At 58.6% G+C, this 19,252-nt stretch carries 14 protein-coding genes and 1 pseudogene; 6 read left to right on the top strand and 9 right to left on the bottom strand.

Going from position 1 to position 19,252, the window contains the following annotated elements:
- Positions 1–172: pseudogene (locus tag EV102420_RS21530) on the bottom strand (transcriptional regulator); the annotation flags it as partial.
- Between the two features lie 636 nt (positions 173–808).
- Here EV102420_RS21530 and malP point away from each other — a divergent pair.
- The gene (gene malP / locus EV102420_RS14870) at positions 809–3,202 is read left to right on the top strand and encodes a maltodextrin phosphorylase (protein WP_042393150.1); all 2,394 of its coding nucleotides are present in this window, start codon (positions 809–811) and stop codon (positions 3,200–3,202) included.
- An 8-nt stretch (positions 3,203–3,210) separates the two neighbouring features.
- Positions 3,211–5,298, top strand: a complete 2,088-nt coding sequence (gene malQ, locus EV102420_RS14865) for a 4-alpha-glucanotransferase (protein ID WP_042393148.1) — start codon at positions 3,211–3,213, stop codon at positions 5,296–5,298.
- Between the two features lie 37 nt (positions 5,299–5,335).
- Here malQ and gntT read toward each other — a convergent pair whose 3' ends face one another.
- From gntT to gntX, 3 genes are all read right to left on the bottom strand, one after another.
- Complete coding sequence (gntT, locus tag EV102420_RS14860; RefSeq protein ID WP_042393147.1) at positions 5,336–6,652, bottom strand: gluconate transporter; 1,317 nt, start codon at positions 6,650–6,652, stop codon at positions 5,336–5,338.
- Positions 6,653–6,877: 225 nt separating this feature from the next.
- Positions 6,878–7,453: a Fe-S biogenesis protein NfuA gene (nfuA, locus tag EV102420_RS14855; RefSeq protein ID WP_042393146.1), complete on the bottom strand. Its 576-nt coding sequence runs from the start codon at positions 7,451–7,453 to the stop codon at positions 6,878–6,880.
- 59 nt (positions 7,454–7,512) lie between these two features.
- Positions 7,513–8,196 carry a DNA utilization protein GntX gene (gene gntX / locus EV102420_RS14850; protein WP_042393144.1) on the bottom strand — a complete coding sequence of 228 codons (684 nt, stop codon included), beginning with the start codon at positions 8,194–8,196 and terminating at the stop codon, positions 7,513–7,515.
- 37 nt (positions 8,197–8,233) lie between these two features.
- Here gntX and bioH point away from each other — a divergent pair, with 37 nt between their 5' ends.
- Both bioH and EV102420_RS14840 read left to right on the top strand, forming a co-directional pair.
- On the top strand, positions 8,234–9,031 hold the full coding sequence (bioH, locus tag EV102420_RS14845) for a pimeloyl-ACP methyl ester esterase BioH (protein WP_042393142.1): 798 nt from the start codon (positions 8,234–8,236) through the stop codon (positions 9,029–9,031).
- 68 nt (positions 9,032–9,099) lie between these two features.
- On the top strand, positions 9,100–9,369 hold the full coding sequence (locus tag EV102420_RS14840) for a YdgH/BhsA/McbA-like domain containing protein (RefSeq protein WP_042393141.1): 270 nt from the start codon (positions 9,100–9,102) through the stop codon (positions 9,367–9,369).
- Between the two features lie 54 nt (positions 9,370–9,423).
- On the opposite strand, the gene feoB is transcribed toward EV102420_RS14840, so the two are convergent.
- From feoB to greB, 4 genes are all read right to left on the bottom strand, one after another.
- The gene (feoB, locus tag EV102420_RS14835) at positions 9,424–11,802 is read right to left on the bottom strand and encodes a Fe(2+) transporter permease subunit FeoB (protein WP_077776543.1); all 2,379 of its coding nucleotides are present in this window, start codon (positions 11,800–11,802) and stop codon (positions 9,424–9,426) included.
- Positions 11,803–11,830: 28 nt separating this feature from the next.
- Positions 11,831–12,058 carry a ferrous iron transporter A gene (gene feoA, locus EV102420_RS21525; protein WP_072015278.1) on the bottom strand — a complete coding sequence of 76 codons (228 nt, stop codon included), beginning with the start codon at positions 12,056–12,058 and terminating at the stop codon, positions 11,831–11,833.
- A 320-nt stretch (positions 12,059–12,378) separates the two neighbouring features.
- Entirely contained in the window at positions 12,379–14,709 is a 2,331-nt protein-coding gene (locus tag EV102420_RS14830) for a Tex family protein (protein ID WP_042393140.1), read from the bottom strand.
- 93 nt (positions 14,710–14,802) lie between these two features.
- Positions 14,803–15,282, bottom strand: coding sequence for a transcription elongation factor GreB (greB, locus tag EV102420_RS14825; RefSeq protein ID WP_042393139.1), 480 nt, complete (start codon positions 15,280–15,282; stop codon positions 14,803–14,805).
- Between the two features lie 139 nt (positions 15,283–15,421).
- Between greB and ompR the strand changes: the two genes are divergently transcribed.
- Complete coding sequence (gene ompR, locus EV102420_RS14820; RefSeq protein ID WP_042393138.1) at positions 15,422–16,141, top strand: osmolarity response regulator transcription factor OmpR; 720 nt, start codon at positions 15,422–15,424, stop codon at positions 16,139–16,141.
- Positions 16,138–17,481 (top strand): two-component system sensor histidine kinase EnvZ, encoded by a 1,344-nt coding sequence (gene envZ / locus EV102420_RS14815; protein ID WP_042393137.1) that lies wholly within the window; start codon positions 16,138–16,140, stop codon positions 17,479–17,481. Before ompR ends, envZ begins: the two co-directional genes overlap by 4 nt.
- A gap of 48 nt (positions 17,482–17,529) precedes the next feature.
- On the opposite strand, the gene pckA is transcribed toward envZ, so the two are convergent.
- On the bottom strand, positions 17,530–19,149 hold the full coding sequence (gene pckA, locus EV102420_RS14810; RefSeq protein WP_042393135.1) for a phosphoenolpyruvate carboxykinase (ATP): 1,620 nt from the start codon (positions 19,147–19,149) through the stop codon (positions 17,530–17,532).
- Positions 19,150–19,252: the final 103 nt, after the last annotated feature.

Raw genomic sequence — 19,252 nt, 5'->3', positions numbered from 1 at the left:
CGGCTTGACTGGCGGCCCACTGTGAAATAAGCGTCGTTTTGCCGTAGCCAGCCGGGCTGGTAACCAGAGCCAAACGAAAATTGTTCGCGCCGGAAAGTTTAGCCAGCAGGCGTTCGCGGACCACAGTATGGTCAAGACGAACCGGGCGACTTAATTTGGACGGAATCAACATAGTTATCACTTCACTGTGAGGGAACGAAGAAAAAGGAATTTTTTTGCGCTTCGTAATTAATGACTAATAAGGTCGGTCAGAATGGATTCTATTGCAAGTTATGTCCGAATTTTACGGCGCTGAATTTGCACCGTGTCACATTTTCATAACCTTGCTGAATAAAACGCCCGACAGGTAGCGAGGGCACGTGGTAACTAGCCTGCGGGCAAATGGAGCAGAATGTAATATTCACTTTTGGCAGAGTTAGATTAGGTTGTTGATATTCAAAATCCATAGGTCGAAAGTGGTAATTAATAGGGTTAGAGGGGGCGGGTTGTTAATATTTGTATCCATGTTTCGCCCCAGCAAACTTAAATTCATGTATGTATATATGAAACAGCATTTCATTTCCTTGAGCACCCTCCCGGTTACCTGGCGATAATTTCCTCATACTTTTGCATGCGTTTTTGTCTCGTCTGGCCGTTGAATTTTTGAGTAATTCGCCTTTTTACAGCTAACTTTAAGTGGCAGCGGTCACACTTTTGGCTCATCCCTGCGGCTCCTCCTGGGCTTTTCCCTGGCAGGATGAGGAAGTCAGCGTAGGGGCCAGGCAAACTAGCGCTAACGTTGTTTTTACTTACAGGATCCCCGTTTGCTATGTCACAGCCAACCTTTAACAAAGCTCAGTTTACCGCCGCCCTGACGCGTCAGTGGCAGCGTTTTGGTCTCCGCTCCGCCGAAGAGATGACGCCCCACCAGTGGTGGCACGCGGTCAGCGGCGCGCTGGCGGAGCAGCTCGCTGCCCAGGCGGTAGCCAAACCCGCAGAGGATCAGCGCCACGTAAACTACATCTCTATGGAGTTTCTGATTGGCCGCCTGACCGGTAACAACCTGCTTAACATGGGCTGGTATCAGGAGGTAAGCGATCTGCTGCAAACGCATAACGTCAATCTCACCGACCTGCTGGAGGAGGAGATCGATCCGGCGCTGGGCAACGGTGGTTTAGGGCGGCTCGCAGCCTGCTTCCTGGACTCGATGGCGACGGTAGGCCAGCCCGCTATCGGCTATGGCCTGAACTATCAGTACGGTCTGTTCCGCCAGTCCTTTGTCGACGGGCAGCAGCAGGAGGCCCCGGACGACTGGCATCGCGGCAGCTACCCCTGGTTCCAGCACAACGCCGCGCTGGACGTGAAGGTCAATCTTGGCGGCAAGGTGAGCCGGGACGGGCGCTGGGAGCCAGCGTTTTCCCTGGTCGGCGAGGCGTGGGATCTGCCGGTGCTGGGCTACCGGAACGGCGTGGCGCAGCCTCTGCGACTGTGGCAGGCCAGGCATGCTCACCCGTTCGACCTGACGAAATTTAACGACGGCGATTTCCTGCGTGCCGAACAGCAGGGTATCGACGCCGAAAAGCTGACTAAAGTTCTCTATCCTAACGACAACCACACCGCGGGTAAAAAGCTGCGCCTGATGCAGCAGTATTTTCAGTGCGCCTGCTCGGTAGCGGATATTCTGCGTCGTCACCATCTGGCCGGGCGCAAGCTGGCGGAGCTGCCGGACTACGAAGTGATCCAGCTTAATGATACCCACCCGACCATCGCCATTCCGGAGATGCTGCGCGTGCTGATCGACGAGCATCAGCTGAGCTGGGACGAGGCGTGGTCAATTACCAGCCGCCTGTTTGCCTATACCAACCACACGCTGATGCCGGAAGCGCTGGAGAACTGGCATGAGCGTCTGCTGAAGCCGCTGCTGCCGCGCCATATGCAGATCATCAAAGAGATCAACGACCGCTTTAAAAAGCAGGTAGTAAAAACCTGGCCGGGCAACGAGGCGGTGTGGGCCAAGCTGGCGGTGGTCTATGATGGCCAGGTGCGCATGGCTAACCTCTGCGTCGTGAGTGGTTTTGCGGTCAACGGCGTGGCGGCGCTGCACTCGGACCTGGTGGTGAAGGATCTCTTCCCGGAGTATCACCAGCTGTGGCCGAACAAGTTCCATAACGTTACGAACGGCATCACCCCGCGCCGCTGGATCAAGCAGTGCAACCCGGCGCTTGCCGCGCTGCTTGATAAGACGCTGAAGAGTGAGTGGGCGAACGATCTCGACCAGCTGCAGGGCCTGGAGAAGTATGCCGACGACGCCAGCTTCCGCCAGCAGTACCGCGCTATCAAGCAGGAGAACAAAACGCAGCTGGTGGAGTTTGTGAAAGCGCGTACCGGGATCGCGATCAACCCTAACGCTATTTTTGATATTCAGATCAAGCGCCTGCATGAGTACAAGCGTCAGCACCTGAATCTGCTGCACATCCTCGCCCTCTACAAAGAGATCCGCGAGAACCCGGAGGCGGATCGCGTGCCGCGCGTCTTCCTGTTCGGCGCTAAAGCCGCGCCGGGCTACTACCTGGCGAAGAACATTATTTTTGCTATCAATAAGGTGGCAGAGGCGATCAACAACGACCCACGGGTGGGCGACAAGCTGAAGGTGGTCTTCCTGCCGGACTACTGCGTCTCGGCGGCCGAGAAGCTGATCCCGGCTGCGGACGTCTCCGAGCAGATCTCTACCGCCGGGAAAGAGGCCTCCGGTACTGGCAACATGAAGCTGGCACTGAACGGCGCGCTCACCGTGGGCACGCTGGATGGGGCAAACGTTGAGATTGCCGAGCAGGTCGGCGAAGAGAATATCTTCATCTTCGGCCATACTGTGGAAGAGGTGAAGGCCCTGAAGGCGAAGGGCTACGATCCGGTTAAATGGCGCAAGAAAGACAAGCTGTTGAATGCGATCCTCAAAGAGCTGGAGAGCGGTAAATACAGCGACGGCGACAAACATGCGTTCGACCTGATGCTGCACAGCATCGGCAAAGAGGGGGGTGATCCCTACCTGGTTGCTGCTGACTTTGCCGCCTACGTTGAGGCGCAAAAACAGGTCGACGTGCTCTATCGTGACCAGGAGGCGTGGACCCGCGCGGCGATCCTCAATACCGCCCGCTGCGGCATGTTCAGCTCCGATCGCTCAATCCGTGACTATCAAAACCTGATCTGGCAGGCCAAACGCTAAGGAGCGCCATGGAAAGTAAACGTCTGGCTGACGCCGCGCTGGCGGCGGGCATTAGCCCTAACTATATCAACGCCCACGGCAAACCCCAGTCAATTGGAGCCGAAACCAAACGGCGTTTGCTTAACGCAATGCATCCCGCTGCGGCCAAAAAGGCGGCTGTAGCCCCTGTGGCGCAGGTTAAGGTGCTGATCCACGGCAAGAGACTGTCGTTGCCCGTTGAGGGCAGCGGCGAATTTAGCTGGACGCTCACGACCGAAACGGGCGAGCAGCACCAGGGGACGTTCCGCGATAAGAAGCGGATTACGCTGCCCGCCTCGCTGGCAGAGGGGTATCACACCCTGACCCTGCGTCAGGGTAAAAAGCAGTGGCAGTGCCGGGTAATTGTCGCCCCGCCGCGCTGCTATGAGCCCGAGGCGCTGCTGGAGGGCAAAAAGCTGTGGGGTGCCACCGTGCAGCTTTATACCCTGCGCTCGGAGAAAAACTGGGGTATCGGTGACTTCGGCGATCTGAAGGCCATGCTGGTCGAGGTCGGGAAGCGGGGCGGGGCGTTTATCGGCCTCAATCCGATTCATGCTCTCTACCCGGCGATGCCGGAGAGCGCCAGCCCCTATAGTCCCTCCTCACGGCGCTGGCTTAACGTGCTCTATATCGACGTTAACGCGATAGAGGATTTCCAGCGCAGCGACGAGGCGCAGGTGTGGTGGAAGATGGACTCCACCCAGAAAGCGCTCAATGCGGTGCGGGACAGCGAATGGGTCGACTATGCTGGCGTCACCGCCCTCAAGCTGGCGGCGCTGAAAATGGCGTGGCGTCTCTTTGCCGATCGGGCGGATGACGACGAGCAGATGGCGGCGTTTCGCGGTTTTGTACAGCAGCAGGGCGAGGGCCTCTACTGGCAGGCGGCGTTTGACGCTCTGCATGAGCACCAGGTGAAAGAGGATGAGATGCGCTGGGGCTGGCCGGTATGGCCGGAAGCCTATCGGCGCACCGACAGCCCGCAGGTAAAAGCCTTCTGTCAGGAGCACGCCGACGAGGTGGATTTCTACCTCTGGCTACAGTGGTTGGCCGCCGTGCAGCTGGCGGAGTGCTGGGAGACCAGCCAGGGTTTAGCGATGCCGATTGGCCTCTACCGCGATCTGGCGGTAGGCGTTGCCGAGGGCGGGTCAGAGACCTGGTGCGACCGTGAGCTGTACTGCCTGGAAGCCTCCGTGGGCGCGCCGCCGGATATTCTTGGGCCGCTGGGGCAAAACTGGGGCCTGCCGCCGATGGATCCGCATATCATCACCGCCCGTGGCTATGAGCCGTTTGTTCAGCTCCTGCGGGCCAACATGAAGAGCTGCGGCGCGCTGCGTATCGACCATGTGATGTCGCTCCTGCGCCTGTGGTGGATCCCCTACGGCGAGACGGCGGATCAGGGGGCGTATGTTCACTACCCGGTAGATGACATGCTGGCGATCCTTGCCCTGGAGAGTCAACGTCACCGCTGCATGGTGATTGGTGAAGATCTTGGCACCGTGCCGAAGGAGATCGTCAGCAAGCTGCGCGACAGCGGGGTTTACTCCTACAAGGTGCTCTATTTCGAAAGCGATGATAAAAAGCGGGTGCGTGCCCCTGAGTTATGGCCTGCCCAGTCGATGGCGGTAGCCACCACCCACGACCTGCCGACCCTGCGCGGCTACTGGGAGGCGGAGGATCTGACCCTTGGCAAAACCCTCGGACTCTATCCGGACGAAGAGGTGCTGCGTGGGCTGTATGCGGATCGCGAGCGGGCTAAACAGGGCCTGCTGGACGCCCTGCATCAGCACGGCTGTCTGCCGAAAAGCACCGGACGTAACGCGGCTCGCATGGCGATGAATGCCACCCTTAACCGGGGCCTACAACGCTATATTGCCGACAGCAGCAGCGCGCTGCTTGGGCTTCAGCCGGAAGACTGGCTGGATATGGCGGATCCGGTCAACGTGCCGGGCACCAGCTACCAGTACAAAAACTGGCGGCGCAAGCTGTCGACGTCGCTGGAGAAGATGTTTGCCGATGAGAAGGTGAACAGGCTGGTGAAGGATCTGGATAAGCGTCGTAGAGCGACCGTGAAGAAGTAAGAATTGCCCGGCGGCGCAGCGCCGCCGGGCACATCAACTAAATTACCATTCCCAGCAGCAGACAGCCGATCAGGCCGCACACCGCAATAATGGTCTCCAGCGCCGACCATGACTTCATGGTCTCACCGATGCTCAGGTTGAAATACTCCTTGAACAGCCAGAACCCTGGATCGTTCACGTGGGAGAAGATCACGCTGCCGGAGCCGACGGCGATAACCATCAGCTCAGGGCTGACGCCGGTAGTGGCAATCAGCGGAGCCGCGATGCCGCCAGCGGTGATGGCCGCCACGGTAGCAGAGCCAAGGGCGATACGCAGCACGGCGGCAATCGACCACGCCATAAACAGCGGCGACAGGTTGGTAGAGTGCATCATCGCCGCGATGTATTTATCCACGCCGCTGTCCACCAGCACCTGCTTGAACGCGCCGCCGCCGCCGATAATCAGCAGCATCATGGCAATAATTTTAATCGAGGAGGTGATGGTTTCAGTGATCTGATCCATCGAGCGGCCACGGTTAAGGCCAAAGGTGAAGATTGCGATCAGCACGGCAATCAGCGTGGCCATCACCGGGTCGCCAAAGAACTCGGCGTAGGCAAGCACCGGATGGCCTTTTGGCAGGATCATCTCAGCGACAGCGCGGCCGGCCATCAGGATCACCGGTACCAGCGAGGTCCAGACGCTGACGCCAAAGCTTGGCATCTCTGCTTCGGTAAAGGTTTTCGCGTTATAGAGGCCTTCCGGGATCGGCTTATCAATCTTCTTCAGGAAGCGTGCATAGACCGGCCCGGCCAGGATCACGGTCGGGATAGCCAGCAGCGTACCGTAGAGCAGGGTTTTGCCCATGTCCGCGTGGAAGATGGTAGCGATAGCGGTCGGGCCTGGGTGCGGCGGCAGGAAGCCATGGGTCACGGAGAGCGAGGCGGCCATCGGCACACCCACATAGAGCAGCGGCACGCGCGCTTTCGCCGCGATGGTGAACACCAGCGGCAGCAGCAGCACGAAGCCCACCTCATAGAACAGCGCAAAGCCGACGGTAAAACCGGTTAATACCACCGCCCACTGGATATATTTCTGACCAAACTTGTCAATCAGGGTTGTGGCGATCCGCTGGGCACCGCCGCAGTCCGCCAGCATCTTACCCAGCATGGCACCGAAGCCCATGATCAGGGCGAGGCTGCCGAGAGTGCCGCCGACGCCAGCCTTAATGGAGGCGATAACTTTATCCACCGGCATTCCCTGCATCAGCCCGACGGCAAGCGCCACCAGGATCAATGCAATGAAGCCGTTTAATTTAAAGCGGATCATTAACAGAAGTAATAGAACAACACCGAGAGCAACGATGATAAGTGGCATGGTTTACCTGGCCTTTATGATGTTATGGGTAACGCTTATCTACAAAGTAACTGGCTTATTAAGTAGTTTTAACTGCACAAAGGGATGATACGGGTAACATGCGGGCGAATAGAATCACTTCGGGCGGGTAAATTTAAGAAGTGCGACGTGGGTCATATTATAAAGCGGGGTGAAGAAGCCCGGTCAGCGGAGCGCCGCCGGGCAGAACAGCAGAAGGCAGGACGATCAGTAGTAGGAGTGTTCGCCGCGCTGGTGCTCGGTCAGATCGCGCACGCCTTTCAGCTCAGGGAACTCGTTCAGCAGCTGCTTCTCGATCCCCTCTTTTAGCGTGACGTCGACCATTGAGCAGCCGTTACAGCCGCCGCCAAACTGCAGAATGGCGTAGCCTTCGTCGGTGATCTCCATCAGCGTAACGCGGCCGCCGTGACCAGCCAGCTGCGGGTTGATCTGCGACTGCAGCAGATACTCAACGCGCTCCATCAGCGGGGCATCGTCATTCACCTTACGCATCTTGGCGTTGGGGGCCTTCAGAGTCAGCTGAGAACCCAGCTGGTCAGTAACAAAATCGATCTCCGCATCTTCCAGATACGGGGCGCTCAGCTCGTCGACGTACGCGGTCAGCAGCGAAAAGGGTAACGCGGTATCCGTTGCTTCCACTGCATCCGGCGGGCAGTAAGAGACGCCGCACTCGGCATTTGGCGTGCCTGGATTGATCACAAATACGCGGATTTGTGTTCCTTCTTCCTGATTTGCCAGCAGTTTGGCAAAGTGCGCCTGAGCTGCGTCGGAAATATGGATCATAGCAATGGCCTAAATAGTTGACTGTTTTACTCGGTTATAATACGCCCATCATCGCGCCTCTACAAGGTTCGACATAGGCACCATACCTGAACAGTCGCCGCGCCGCCCTGCAACAGCAGACGGGTGATCTCCGCAACGGTGCTGCCGGTAGTGACGACATCATCCACAATAGCCATATGGAGGCCGTCGAGCGGCAATTCAAGGCGAAAGGCATTTTTCAAATTGCTTCTTCGACGGCGAGCGCTGAGAAAATGCTGGGTCAGGGCCGGGCGGATGCGGGTCAGGGTATTGCTGGCGTAGCGGCAGCCCAGCCAGCGCGCCAGCGGGCGGCAGAGCAGATCGCTCTGGTTAAAGCCCCGCTGCCACTGGCGGCGCGAATAGAGCGGCACGCTGACAATGCGGTCCGGCAGCACGAGCCGCGTGGTACGGCGAGCATCAAGAATGGCGAGCAGTTGCAGCCGGGCCAGCGCCGCAGCCAGTTCGGGTCGACGGGAAAACTTCAGCTGGTGGATCAGCGTGCTCAGCGGTGGTGCATAGGCGCTGACCGCCACCAGCCTCTGCCACGGCGGCGGCTTTTGCAGGCAGCGGCCGCAGGGCAAGAGCGGGCTGGCAGCGGGCAGGCCACACTGCGGGCATACGCTCTCTGTGAGGCGAACCGTCCGGCGACAGATGGAGCAGATCCCTGAGCGGGGCAGGGCGAGCGGCATTCGGCATAGCCAGCACAAGCCTGGCGCTGTTAGCATACGTACCCTCCTGGACATGAGAAGAGAACAATAGCGGATGAACAACATCTGGTGGCAAACCAAAGGCGAAGGAAATTGTCATCTTGTGCTGCTGCACGGATGGGGACTGAATGCAGAGGTGTGGGATTGCATTACGGCGGAGCTGGCCTCGCACTTTACCCTGCACCTGGTGGATCTGCCGGGCTACGGTCGCAGCACCGGCTTCGGCGCGCTGACCCTGGCCGAGATGACGGAGATTGTGCTGGCCCACGCGCCACAAGAGGCGATCTGGCTTGGCTGGAGCCTCGGTGGGCTGGTGGCAAGCCAGGCGGCGTTAAGCGCCCCCGACCGCGTTAGCGCCCTGGTGACGGTCGCCTCCTCTCCCTGTTTCAGCGCCGACGGCGATTGGCCGGGCATCAAGCCCGAGGTGCTGTCCGGCTTCCAGCAGCAGCTGAGCGATAATTTTCAGCGCACCGTGGAGCGTTTCCTGGCGCTGCAAACCCTGGGCACGGAGACCGCTCGGGACGATGCCCGTAAGCTGAAGCACGCCGTGCTGGCGCTACCGATGCCGTCGGTAGAGGTGCTTAACGGCGGGCTGGAGATCCTGAAAACGGCCGATCTGCGCGCGCCGCTGGCAGAGCTGACGCAGCCGTTCCTCCGCCTCTACGGGCGTCTTGACGGGCTGGTTCCGCGCAAAATTGTGCCGTGGCTGGACGCGCTGTGGCCGCAGAGTGAGTCGCAGGTATTTGCCAAGGCGGCACATGCGCCCTTCATTTCGCATCCTGAGGCGCTTTGCCAGATCCTGGTGGAGTTTACGCAGCCGCTGGCGAAACGGCTGGAACAGACTAAAATTTAAACGTATTTATCTATTTGGCGTTCCAACATAAAGCGTAATGGCATCCACTACCGTATGGAGTAAAGGCTATGAAACGTACAGCAGGTATCGTTGTATCTCTGGTTATTGGTGCACTCTCGTTTAGCGCGATGGCTGCGGAAGAGGTGCAGAAAGATAAGATTAAAGAGATGAATCTGACCAAAGTGGGCACCATCAGCACCTCGGATACGTCGGCACCGATGGACGCCCGGGCAGAGCTGGAGAAGAAAGCCGATGAGCTGGGCGGCAAGTACTATGTGATCACCAGCGGGGACAAAATCAGTAAAGACATTCGCGCCACGGCGGATGTCTACAAGTAACCTACGCCAGGCGGGCAGCGCGCCCGCCTCCGTTCTTTAGCGCAGCATCTACTGTTAGTGCTGACATGCCTTGCTCTGCGAGCAGGTTTTACATTTTCCCTTCAGATATCCCTCCGCTTCCTCTTCAACGTATTCAACGTGTATGACACTGGCCGCCGTTTTGCGGGCCGCCAGCAGGTTGACGTCGATCCGGCTTCTCGCCCGACGCAGGCCACCCAGCAGCATAACGTTAAACAGTACCACCGCCAGAATGCAGATCAGGCTATAACGCGGGTGGGCGCTAAAGCTGGCGGTCTGGTAGAAGAGCGTTGCCAGCGAGTAGGCGATATTCAGCCCCCAGAGGATCGAGAAGCCCATCCAGCCGCGGCTGGCTTCGCGGGCGATCGCCCCCATTACCGAGATACAGGGAATATAGAGCAGGACAAAGATCAGGTAGCTGTACGCGGCCGCGGCGCTGCCAAATTTTTCGCCCATCACCCCCATGGTGCCGGTCGCCATCTCCCCGTCGCCTTTGCTGGCTTCAATGGGGTTAGCCAGCACGCTCAGGCTAAAGGTGTCGACCAGGCTCTGCCAGGTCTCTTCCAGAGCACCGGTCAGTTCGTCCGTCAGGCTGAAGGTAGCGGGATCGAACGCCTCCTGTTCGATGTTCTCGGCGGTATAGAGGGTGTTTAGCGTGCCAACCACCACCTCTTTTGCCATCGCGCCGGTGAAGAGACCGACGGTGGCCTGCCAGTTATCCTCGTGGACGCCGATGGGCCTAAGCAGCGGAGTAAAGACCCGGCTGACGGCGGCCAGCGCCGAATCGTTGATGGTGGTAGCCGCCGTCCCTCTCAGCGTAAAGCTGTTCAGGGCGCTCAGGAAGATGCTGACCACTACAATCACCTTCCCGGCGCGGAGCACAAAGCCCTTCAGCCGCTGCCAGGTCTGGATCGCCAGGCTCTTCAAATGAGGAATGTGGTAGACCGGCAGCTCCATCACAAAGGGTGATGCTTCGCCGCGCATAATGGTGTGCTTGAGCATCAGGCCGGTGAGGATCGCCATCACGATGCCGAGCAGATAGAGAGAGAAGACCGCCAGCGCCCCCTCCTGGCCGAAAAAGGCGGCGGCAAACACGGCGAAGATGGCCAGCCGTGCCCCGCAAGACATAAACGGTGCCATCATAATGGTCATCAGGCGCTCGCGCGGTGCATCAAGGGTGCGCGCGCCCATCACCGACGGTACGTTGCAGCCGAAGCCGACGATGAGCGGAACGAAGGATTTTCCCGGCAGGCCAAGGGACTGCATCAGGCGATCCATCACAAACGCCGCCCGCGCCATGTAGCCTGAGTCCTCAAGGAAAGAGAGGAACAGGTACATCATGCCGATCTGCGGTACCAGCGGCAGTACAGTGTTGATCCCGCCCCCAATCCCCTGGGCCAGGAAGATGGTCAGCCACTGCGGGAAGTGCAGGGTATAACCCAGCCACTGCGTACCATGGATAAATATAGCGACCGAACCGGCGTCGAAAATAGGCGACAGTGCGCCACCGATGTTGATGGCGAGCACGAACATGACGTACATCACCAGCAGAAAGATCGGCAGGCCCAGCACGCGGTTGATGATGATCCGGTCCATCGCGGCGGTAAAGCGGCTCGGTTCGGCGGTAAGGGTGTTGCTCACCGTGTCGCAAATGGCGGCGATGGTCTGGTAGCGGGCGTCGGCAATATGCAGGGCCGGATCGTCCATCTCCTCACCGAGGCGCGCCAGCGACGCCTCCAGCCTGTGGGCGGCGTCCCCGGCATAGGCGCGGCTGTAGATATCACCCTCCAGCATCTGCAAACCCAGCCAGCGACGCTGCTGAAGAGGCATATCAGCGGCCATCGCCTGCGCCAGCGTTTCGGCTTCGCGCATGAGAGGCTGAGCGTAGTGAACCCGCTCGATGTCGCTGTTGCGCTGATGGCGATCGATGGCCATTTTCAGCGCCTCAATACCGCGTCCTCGCGTCGAGACCAGCGGCACAACCGGACAGCCAAGGCGTGCGGCGAGGGCGTCGATATCGATGCGGATCTGCTGCTTCTCGGCAATATCCAGCATGTTCAGCGCGACGATGCAGGGGATACCCAGCTCCAGCAGCTGTAGCGTCAGGTAGAGGTTACGCTCCAGGTTCGAGGCATCGACGACGTTGATCAGCATATCGGCGTCGCCGCTGAGAATATAGTGGCAGGCGATCTGCTCATCGAGAGAGGTTTGCGACGAGATAGTGGTCAACGAGTAGGTGCCGGGCAGGTCGACCAGGGTCACCTGCGCGTCGGTGGTGGTAAAGGAGCCCTCTTTACGCTCGACGGTGACCCCCGCCCAGTTGCCCACGCGCTGACGTGCGCCCGTTAGCTGATTAAAAAGGGTCGTCTTGCCGGAATTAGGATTACCAATAAGGCCAAGGGTTAATTTTTTCATAATAGCAGACTCATTGCGTGGAGCGCCGTTATTGCGGCAGGGCTTCCACCTCTAATAACGCGAGATCTTTTTTGCGTAATACCAGGCTGACGCGCCGGGTTTGAATATGAATGGGATCGCCTAAGGGGGCGACACGCACCACATTAAATGATGACCCAGGGAGCATGCCCAGGGAGAGCAATTTTTGCCGGTAGGCCGGGCTAATTTCACGGGAAAACCCCACGATTTTCCACGCGCTGGCTGGCGAGAAGGACATAGGACCTACTAGATCAATGGTTAAATAATCAACAGCACAATGGTAATGATAATAGTTTTTATCATCAATCATTAAAATGTGTAGGAGTGTTGAATTAGGTAAGAATGACTATTATTTTTGATTTAGCGCAATATTACGCGTGGCGCTTTTAACAACGAGAATTAATTAATATACGTTGCAGCAACATATAAAATTATATTTATTCACTTTGGAAATTGCGTAGGCCGGGCAAACGCAGTGCCGCCCGGCATTACAACGTCAGGATGGTAATGCCCGGTGGCGCTACGCTTACCGGGCCTACATCGTGGGCAGGAAAAGCGTTACCGTTTTTTACCCATCGCCGCTGCCAGCGCGTCCATCATCGCGCTGTTGCCTGATGGTTGCGCCTCACGACCGCGCGGCTTCGCCTGACGAGCAGCGGGTTCACGCGGCGCGCTGTTGCTATTGCCGTTGCCGCGACGGGCGTTGCCTTCGCCTGGCTGCTCGTCCAGACGCATGGTCAGGGCGATACGCTTGCGGGGCAGGTCAACCTCCAGCACCTTCACTTTGACAATGTCGCCCGCCTTCACCACCGTATGGGGATCCTCAACGAACTTATTGGCCAGAGAAGAGATGTGCACCAGGCCGTCCTGATGGACACCGATATCCACAAAGGCACCGAAGTTGGTCACGTTGGTGACCGCGCCTTCAAGGATCATTCCCGGCTGCAGGTCGTTCATGGTCTCAACGCCATCGGCAAAGGTAGCGGTTTTAAACTCGGGACGCGGATCGCGGCCAGGTTTCTCCAGCTCTTTGATGATGTCGGTCACCGTTGGCACGCCAAAGCGCTCGTCGGTAAAGTCAGACGCTTTCAGGCCGCGTAGATTGCTGCTGTTACCCATCAGGTCGCGCAGGGAGTGCTCGGTCGCGGCCAGGATACGTTCGACCACCGGGTAGGCTTCCGGGTGAACGGTAGAGGCATCCAGCGGGTTATCGCCGTGGTTGATACGCAAGAAGCCTGCGCACTGCTCAAAGGCTTTCGGCCCAAGACGGCTCACCTTCAGCAGCTGCTGGCGGTTGTGGAACTGACCGTTCTCGTCGCGCCATGCCACGATATTCTGCGCCATCATGCGCGTCAGGCCCGCGACGCGAGTCAGCAGCGGCACGGAGGCGGTATTGAGATCGACGCCGACGGCGTTCACGCAGTCTTCTACCACCGCATCCAGCTTACGGGCCAGTTGGGTCTGGCTTACATCGTGCTGGTACTGGCCGACGCCGATGGATTTCGGATCGATCTTCACCAGCTCCGCCAGCGGATCCTGCAGGCGACGGGCAATGGAGACCGCGCCACGCAGCGAAACGTCGAGACCGGGAAACTCTTGCGCCGCCAGCTCAGAGGCGGAGTAGACGGACGCTCCCGCCTCGCTGACGATCACCTTCTGGCCTTTGACTTGCGGGAACTGCTTCTGCACGTCGAGGTAGAAACGCTCGGTTTCGCGAGAGGCGGTACCGTTGCCGATCGCCACCAGCTCCACGTTATGTTTTTCACACAGCGCAGCCACGACGGCGGCGGCTTTCGCTGCCTGGCCGGTGTGGGGATAGATGGTGTCGGTCGCCACCAGCTTGCCGGTGCCGTCGACAACTGCCACCTTCACGCCGGTACGCAGGCCAGGATCGAGACCCATGGTCGCACGCAGCCCGGCAGGGGCCGCCATCAGCAGGTCGTGCAGGTTGCGGGCAAATACGTTAATGGCTTCATCTTCGGCGCGCTCGCGCACCGTGCCCATCAGCTCGGTCTCCAGATGCATCAACACCTTGATGCGCCAGGTCCAGCTCACCACGCCTTTACGCCAGCTATCCGCCGGGGCGTTGTTCAGGCGCAGGCCCAGATGATCGATAATAATCTGCTCGCAGTGGCTCTCTTTCGGCGGCTCGTCAAACTGCGGATCGGCATTCAGCGCCAGCTGCAGCACGCCTTCGTTGCGACCGCGGAACATCGCCAGCGCGCGGTGGGACGGCACGGTTGAGATCGGCTCATGGTGATCGAAGTAGTCGCGGAACTTCGCGCCCTCTTCCTCTTTGCCCGCGACCACGGTCGACGTCAGGTGGGCGTTTTTCCACAGGTAGTCGCGCACCTTCGCCAGCAGGGTAGCATCCTCAGCAAAGCGCTCCATCAGGATGTAGCGCGCGCCGTCCAGCGCGGCTTTGCTGTCGGCTACGCCTTTATCGGCGTCAATGAACTTCTCCGCTTCGGTTTGCGGATCGTGCGACGGCGTGTTCCACAGCAGATCCGCCAGCGGCGCCAGGCCAGCTTCGATAGCAATCTGCCCGCGAGTGCGGCGTTTCGGCTTGTAGGGCAGGTAGAGATCTTCGAGTTCGGTTTTGCTCAGCGTGCCGGTGATGGCCTTCGCCAGATCGTCGGTCAGTTTACCCTGCTCGCCGATGGACTTTAGGATCGCCTGACGACGCTCCTCCAGCTCCCGCAGGTAGCCCAGGCGAGTCTCCAGGTTACGCAGCTGCGTATCATCCAGCCCGCCGGTGACTTCCTTACGATAACGTGCAATAAACGGCACGGTATTCCCTTCATCAAGCAGGCGAACGGCAGCTTCTACCTGTTCGGCTCTGGCCTGAATATCACCCGCAATAATGCGGCAGAGCGAATCATTCATCATGGCAATTTCATCTAGTGGATCGAGTGGTGGATCGAAAATCAGGGGGATAGTTATACGGACTGGCTGGCAAAAATGCCAGCCGGAGAGGAGGCTCTAAGACTCTTTAACGTACGTGATGTCGTTGACGTACCAGCTTGCTTCGCCGCCCGGCGTCTGGACGATCGCCAGGTCGCCGACCTCTTTCTTCAGCAGTGCGCGGGCCATCGGCGAGTCGATAGAGATGTAGTCCTTACGACCGAAAATTTCGTCATAGCCAACGATGCGAAAGCGTTTGGTGTCGCCGTCATCGTTCTCGATCTCCACCCACGCGCCAAAGAAGACTTTGCCCTCCTGCTGCGGGGAGTAATCCACTATTTTCAGGTTTTCCAGGCATTTCGTCAGGTATCTGACGCGGCGGTCAATTTCCCGCAGGCGTTTTTTATTATACTGATAGTCAGCATTCTCGCTGCGATCACCGAGGCTTGCCGCCCAGGTCACCTTTTTCGTGACTTCCGGGCGCTCCTGACGCCAGAGATAGTCCAGCTCCTGTTTAAGCTTGTCGTAACCTTCTCGGGTGATAAGTGGCGTTTTCATCCGGTTTCTGCCTTTAAGCTGCTGTAAAATATGCTTTGTAACAATTTCGACTAGAATGTATACCAGATTTAGCTGGTGGTCGGCGCACACTTTTTTAGAATACGCACTTATATTGTCCGAACCTTTGGGAGTACAAACAATGCAAGAGAATTATAAGATTCTGGTCGTCGATGACGATATGCGCCTGCGCGCACTGCTGGAACGTTATCTCACCGAGCAAGGCTTCCAGGTTCGCAGCGTGGCCAACGCAGAACAGATGGATCGCCTGCTTACCCGTGAATCTTTCCACCTGATGGTACTCGACCTGATGCTTCCCGGCGAGGATGGTTTGTCTATCTGCCGCCGCCTGCGTAGCCAGAGCAACCCGATGCCGATCATTATGGTGACGGCGAAAGGGGAAGAGGTTGACCGTATCGTGGGGCTGGAGATCGGCGCGGATGACTACATTCCGAAGCCGTTTAACCCTCGCGAGCTGCTGGCCCGTATCCGCGCAGTGCTGCGTCGCCAGGCCAATGAGCTGCCCGGCGCGCCGTCGCAGGATGAGGCCGTGATTCAGTTTGGCAAATTTAAGCTTAACCTCGGCACCCGTGAGATGTTCCGCGAAGATGAGCCGATGCCGCTCACCAGCGGCGAGTTTGCGGTGCTGAAGGCGCTAGTCAGCCATCCGCGTGAGCCGCTCTCCCGCGATAAGCTGATGAACCTGGCGCGCGGCCGCGAATACTCGGCCATGGAGCGCTCCATTGACGTCCAGATCTCCCGCCTGCGCCGCATGGTGGAAGAGGATCCGGCGCACCCACGCTATATTCAGACCGTTTGGGGTCTGGGCTACGTCTTTGTGCCGGACGGCTCTAAAGCATGAGGCGACTGCGCTTCTCGCCGCGAAGTTCATTTGCCCGTACGCTGCTTCTGATTGTCACCCTGCTGTTTGTCAGCCTGGTGACAACCTATCTGGTGGTGCTGAACTTTGCGATCCTGCCCAGTCTGCAACAGTTTAATAAGGTGCTGGCGTACGAAGTCCGTATGCTGATGACCGACAAGCTGCAGCTGGAGGATGGCACGCAGCTGGTAGTGCCCCCGGCTTTTCGCCGGGAGATCTACCGCGAGCTGGGCATTTCCCTCTACTCGAACGAGGCGGCGGAAGATGCCGGTCTGCGCTGGGCGCAGCACTATGGTTTTTTAAGTCAGCAGATGGCGCAGCAGCTCGGCGGCCCCACGGAAGTACGCGTTGAGGTAAACAAAAGCTCGCCGGTGGTGTGGCTGAAGACCTGGCTGTCACCCAATATCTGGGTGCGGGTGCCGCTTACCGAGATCCATCAAGGCGACTTCTCGCCGCTGTTCCGCTATACCCTGGCGATTATGCTGCTGGCGATAGGCGGGGCGTGGCTCTTTATTCGTATTCAGAACCGGCCGCTGGTGGATCTTGAACACGCGGCGCTGAAGGTGGGGAAAGGGCAGATCCCACCCCCGCTGCGCGAGTACGGTGCGTCGGAGGTGCGCTCCGTGACCCGGGCGTTCAACCAGATGGCGGCAGGGGTGAAGCAGCTTGCCGACGACCGTACCCTGCTGATGGCGGGCGTCAGCCACGATCTGCGTACGCCGCTGACCCGTATCCGCTTGGCCACGGAGATGATGGGCGAGCAGGATGGTTACCTGGCAGAGTCGATCAACAAGGATATCGAAGAGTGTAACGCCATCATCGAACAGTTTATCGACTATCTGCGCACCGGCCAGGAGATGCCGATGGAGATAGCGGAGCTGAACGCGGTGCTGGGCGAAGTCGTGGCGGCAGAGAGCGGCTACGAGCGTGAAATTGACACAGCGCTCTATCCGGAGGAGATCTATCTGCGCATGCATCCGCTGTCGATTAAGCGTGCCATCGCCAATATGGTGGTGAACGCCGCCCGCTACGGCAACGGTTGGATCCGGGTCAGCAGCGGCAGCGAGGGGAACCGCGCATGGTTCCAGGTCGAGGACGACGGGCCGGGTATCAAGCCCGAGCAGCGCAAGCACCTGTTCCAGCCCTTTGTGCGCGGCGACAGCGCCCGTAGCACCAGCGGCACCGGACTGGGGCTGGCGATCGTGCAGCGTATCGTCGACAACCATAACGGCATGCTGGAGCTCAGCACCAGCGAGCGCGGCGGTCTCTCGATCCGCGCCTGGTTCCCCGTTCCCGTAACCCGTGGTCAGAATAACGTGTAGGACATAGGCCGGGTAAGCGCAGCGCGCCACCCGGCGTTTTTTACAGGCTTATAATTTCGGGCCTGCACTCACCAACGCCGCACCTGCTGGCGTATCGGTATACTTCTCAAAGTTCTCAATAAACAGCTTCGCTAGCGCGGTGGCTTTCTCCTGCCACTGCTCTGGAGAGGCGTAGGTATTACGTGGGTCAAGGATCTGCGGATCGACGCCCGGCAGGCTGGTGGGGATCGCCAGATCGAATATGGGCAGCGTAAAGGTGTCAGCCTCGTCAATGGAACCGTCGAGAATGGCATCAATAATGGCCCGCGTATCCTTGATAGAGATCCGTTTCCCCGTGCCGTTCCAGCCGGTATTCACCAGGTAAGCCTGGGCATCCGCCGCCTGCATCCGTTTAACCAACACCTCGGCATACTGCGTTGGGTGTAGGGAGAGGAACGCTGCGCCAAAGCAGGCGGAGAAGGTCGGGGTAGGCTCCGTCACGCCGCGCTCGGTGCCGGCCAGCTTGGCGGTAAAGCCAGAGAGGAAGTGATACTGCGTCTGGTTAGCGGTGAGGCGCGATACCGGAGGCAGCACGCCAAAGGCGTCGGCGGTCAGGAAAATTACCTTTGTGGCATGGCCCGCTTTTGACACCGGCTTAACGATATTATCGATATGGTAGATAGGGTAAGAGACGCGGGTATTTTCGGTCTTGCTGCCGTCATCAAAATCGATAGTGCCGTCGTCGAGCACGGTAACGTTCTCCAGCAGCGCGTCGCGGCGGATAGCGTTATAGATATCCGGCTCTGCCTCGCGGGAGAGCTTGATGGTCTTGGCGTAGCAGCCGCCTTCGAAGTTAAACACGCCGTCGTCATCCCAGCCGTGCTCGTCATCGCCAATCAGGCGGCGCTTGGGATCGGTGGAGAGCGTGGTTTTGCCGGTGCCGGAGAGGCCAAAGAACACCGCGACGTCGCCTGCTTTACCGACGTTAGCCGAGCAGTGCATAGAGGCTACGCCCTTGAGCGGCAGCAGGTAGTTCATAATCGAGAACATCCCTTTTTTCATCTCGCCGCCGTACCAGGTGCCGCCGATAAGCTGAATGCGCTCGGTCAGGTTAAAGGCGACGAAATTCTCAGAGTGGAGACCCTGCGCCTTCCACTCTGGGTTAGTGCATTTTGCGCCGTTCATGACGATAAAGTCCGGCGTAAAGTCAGCCAGCTCCTCATCCGTCGGGCGGATAAACATGTTCTTCACGAAGTGCGCCTGCCAGGCCACCTCGGTAATAAAACGCACGGCGAGGCGGGTATCGGCATTCGCCCCACAAAAGGCATCGATAATAAACAGCCGTTTGCCGGAGAGCTGCTGGGTCACCAGGCTTTTCAGCTGCTGCCACACGTCAGGAGAGAGCGGTTTGTTATCGTTCTTGCCTTTGCCTTTATCAGCCCACCACACGGTATCGCGGGTCGTGTCATCCCGGACAATGTACTTATCTTTCGGCGAACGCCCGGTAAACACACCGGTATCGACGGCGACAGCACCTGAATTCGTCAGTATACCCCGCTCAAATCCCTCCAGGTCTGGACGGAGTTCCTCCTGATATAGCGTATCGTAGTCGGGGTTATAGACGATATCCTGAACATCATTGATACCATAAGCCATGAGATCCTGCGGGGTTAAACCGTTAACGCGCATGTCACTGCTCCTTAGCCAATATGTATTGCCTGCGATTGTAGGGTTATTCTGTGGGGGTTAACCGCGACGAGGCTCATAGATTTAGGTATCCAGACACGCCTTC

It is taken from the genome of Pseudescherichia vulneris NBRC 102420, from assembly GCF_000759795.1.
Classification (GTDB): domain Bacteria; phylum Pseudomonadota; class Gammaproteobacteria; order Enterobacterales; family Enterobacteriaceae; genus Pseudescherichia; species Pseudescherichia vulneris.
The sequence above is the reverse complement of the archived record's forward strand: the minus strand, read 5'-3'. Positions and strand labels throughout refer to the sequence as shown.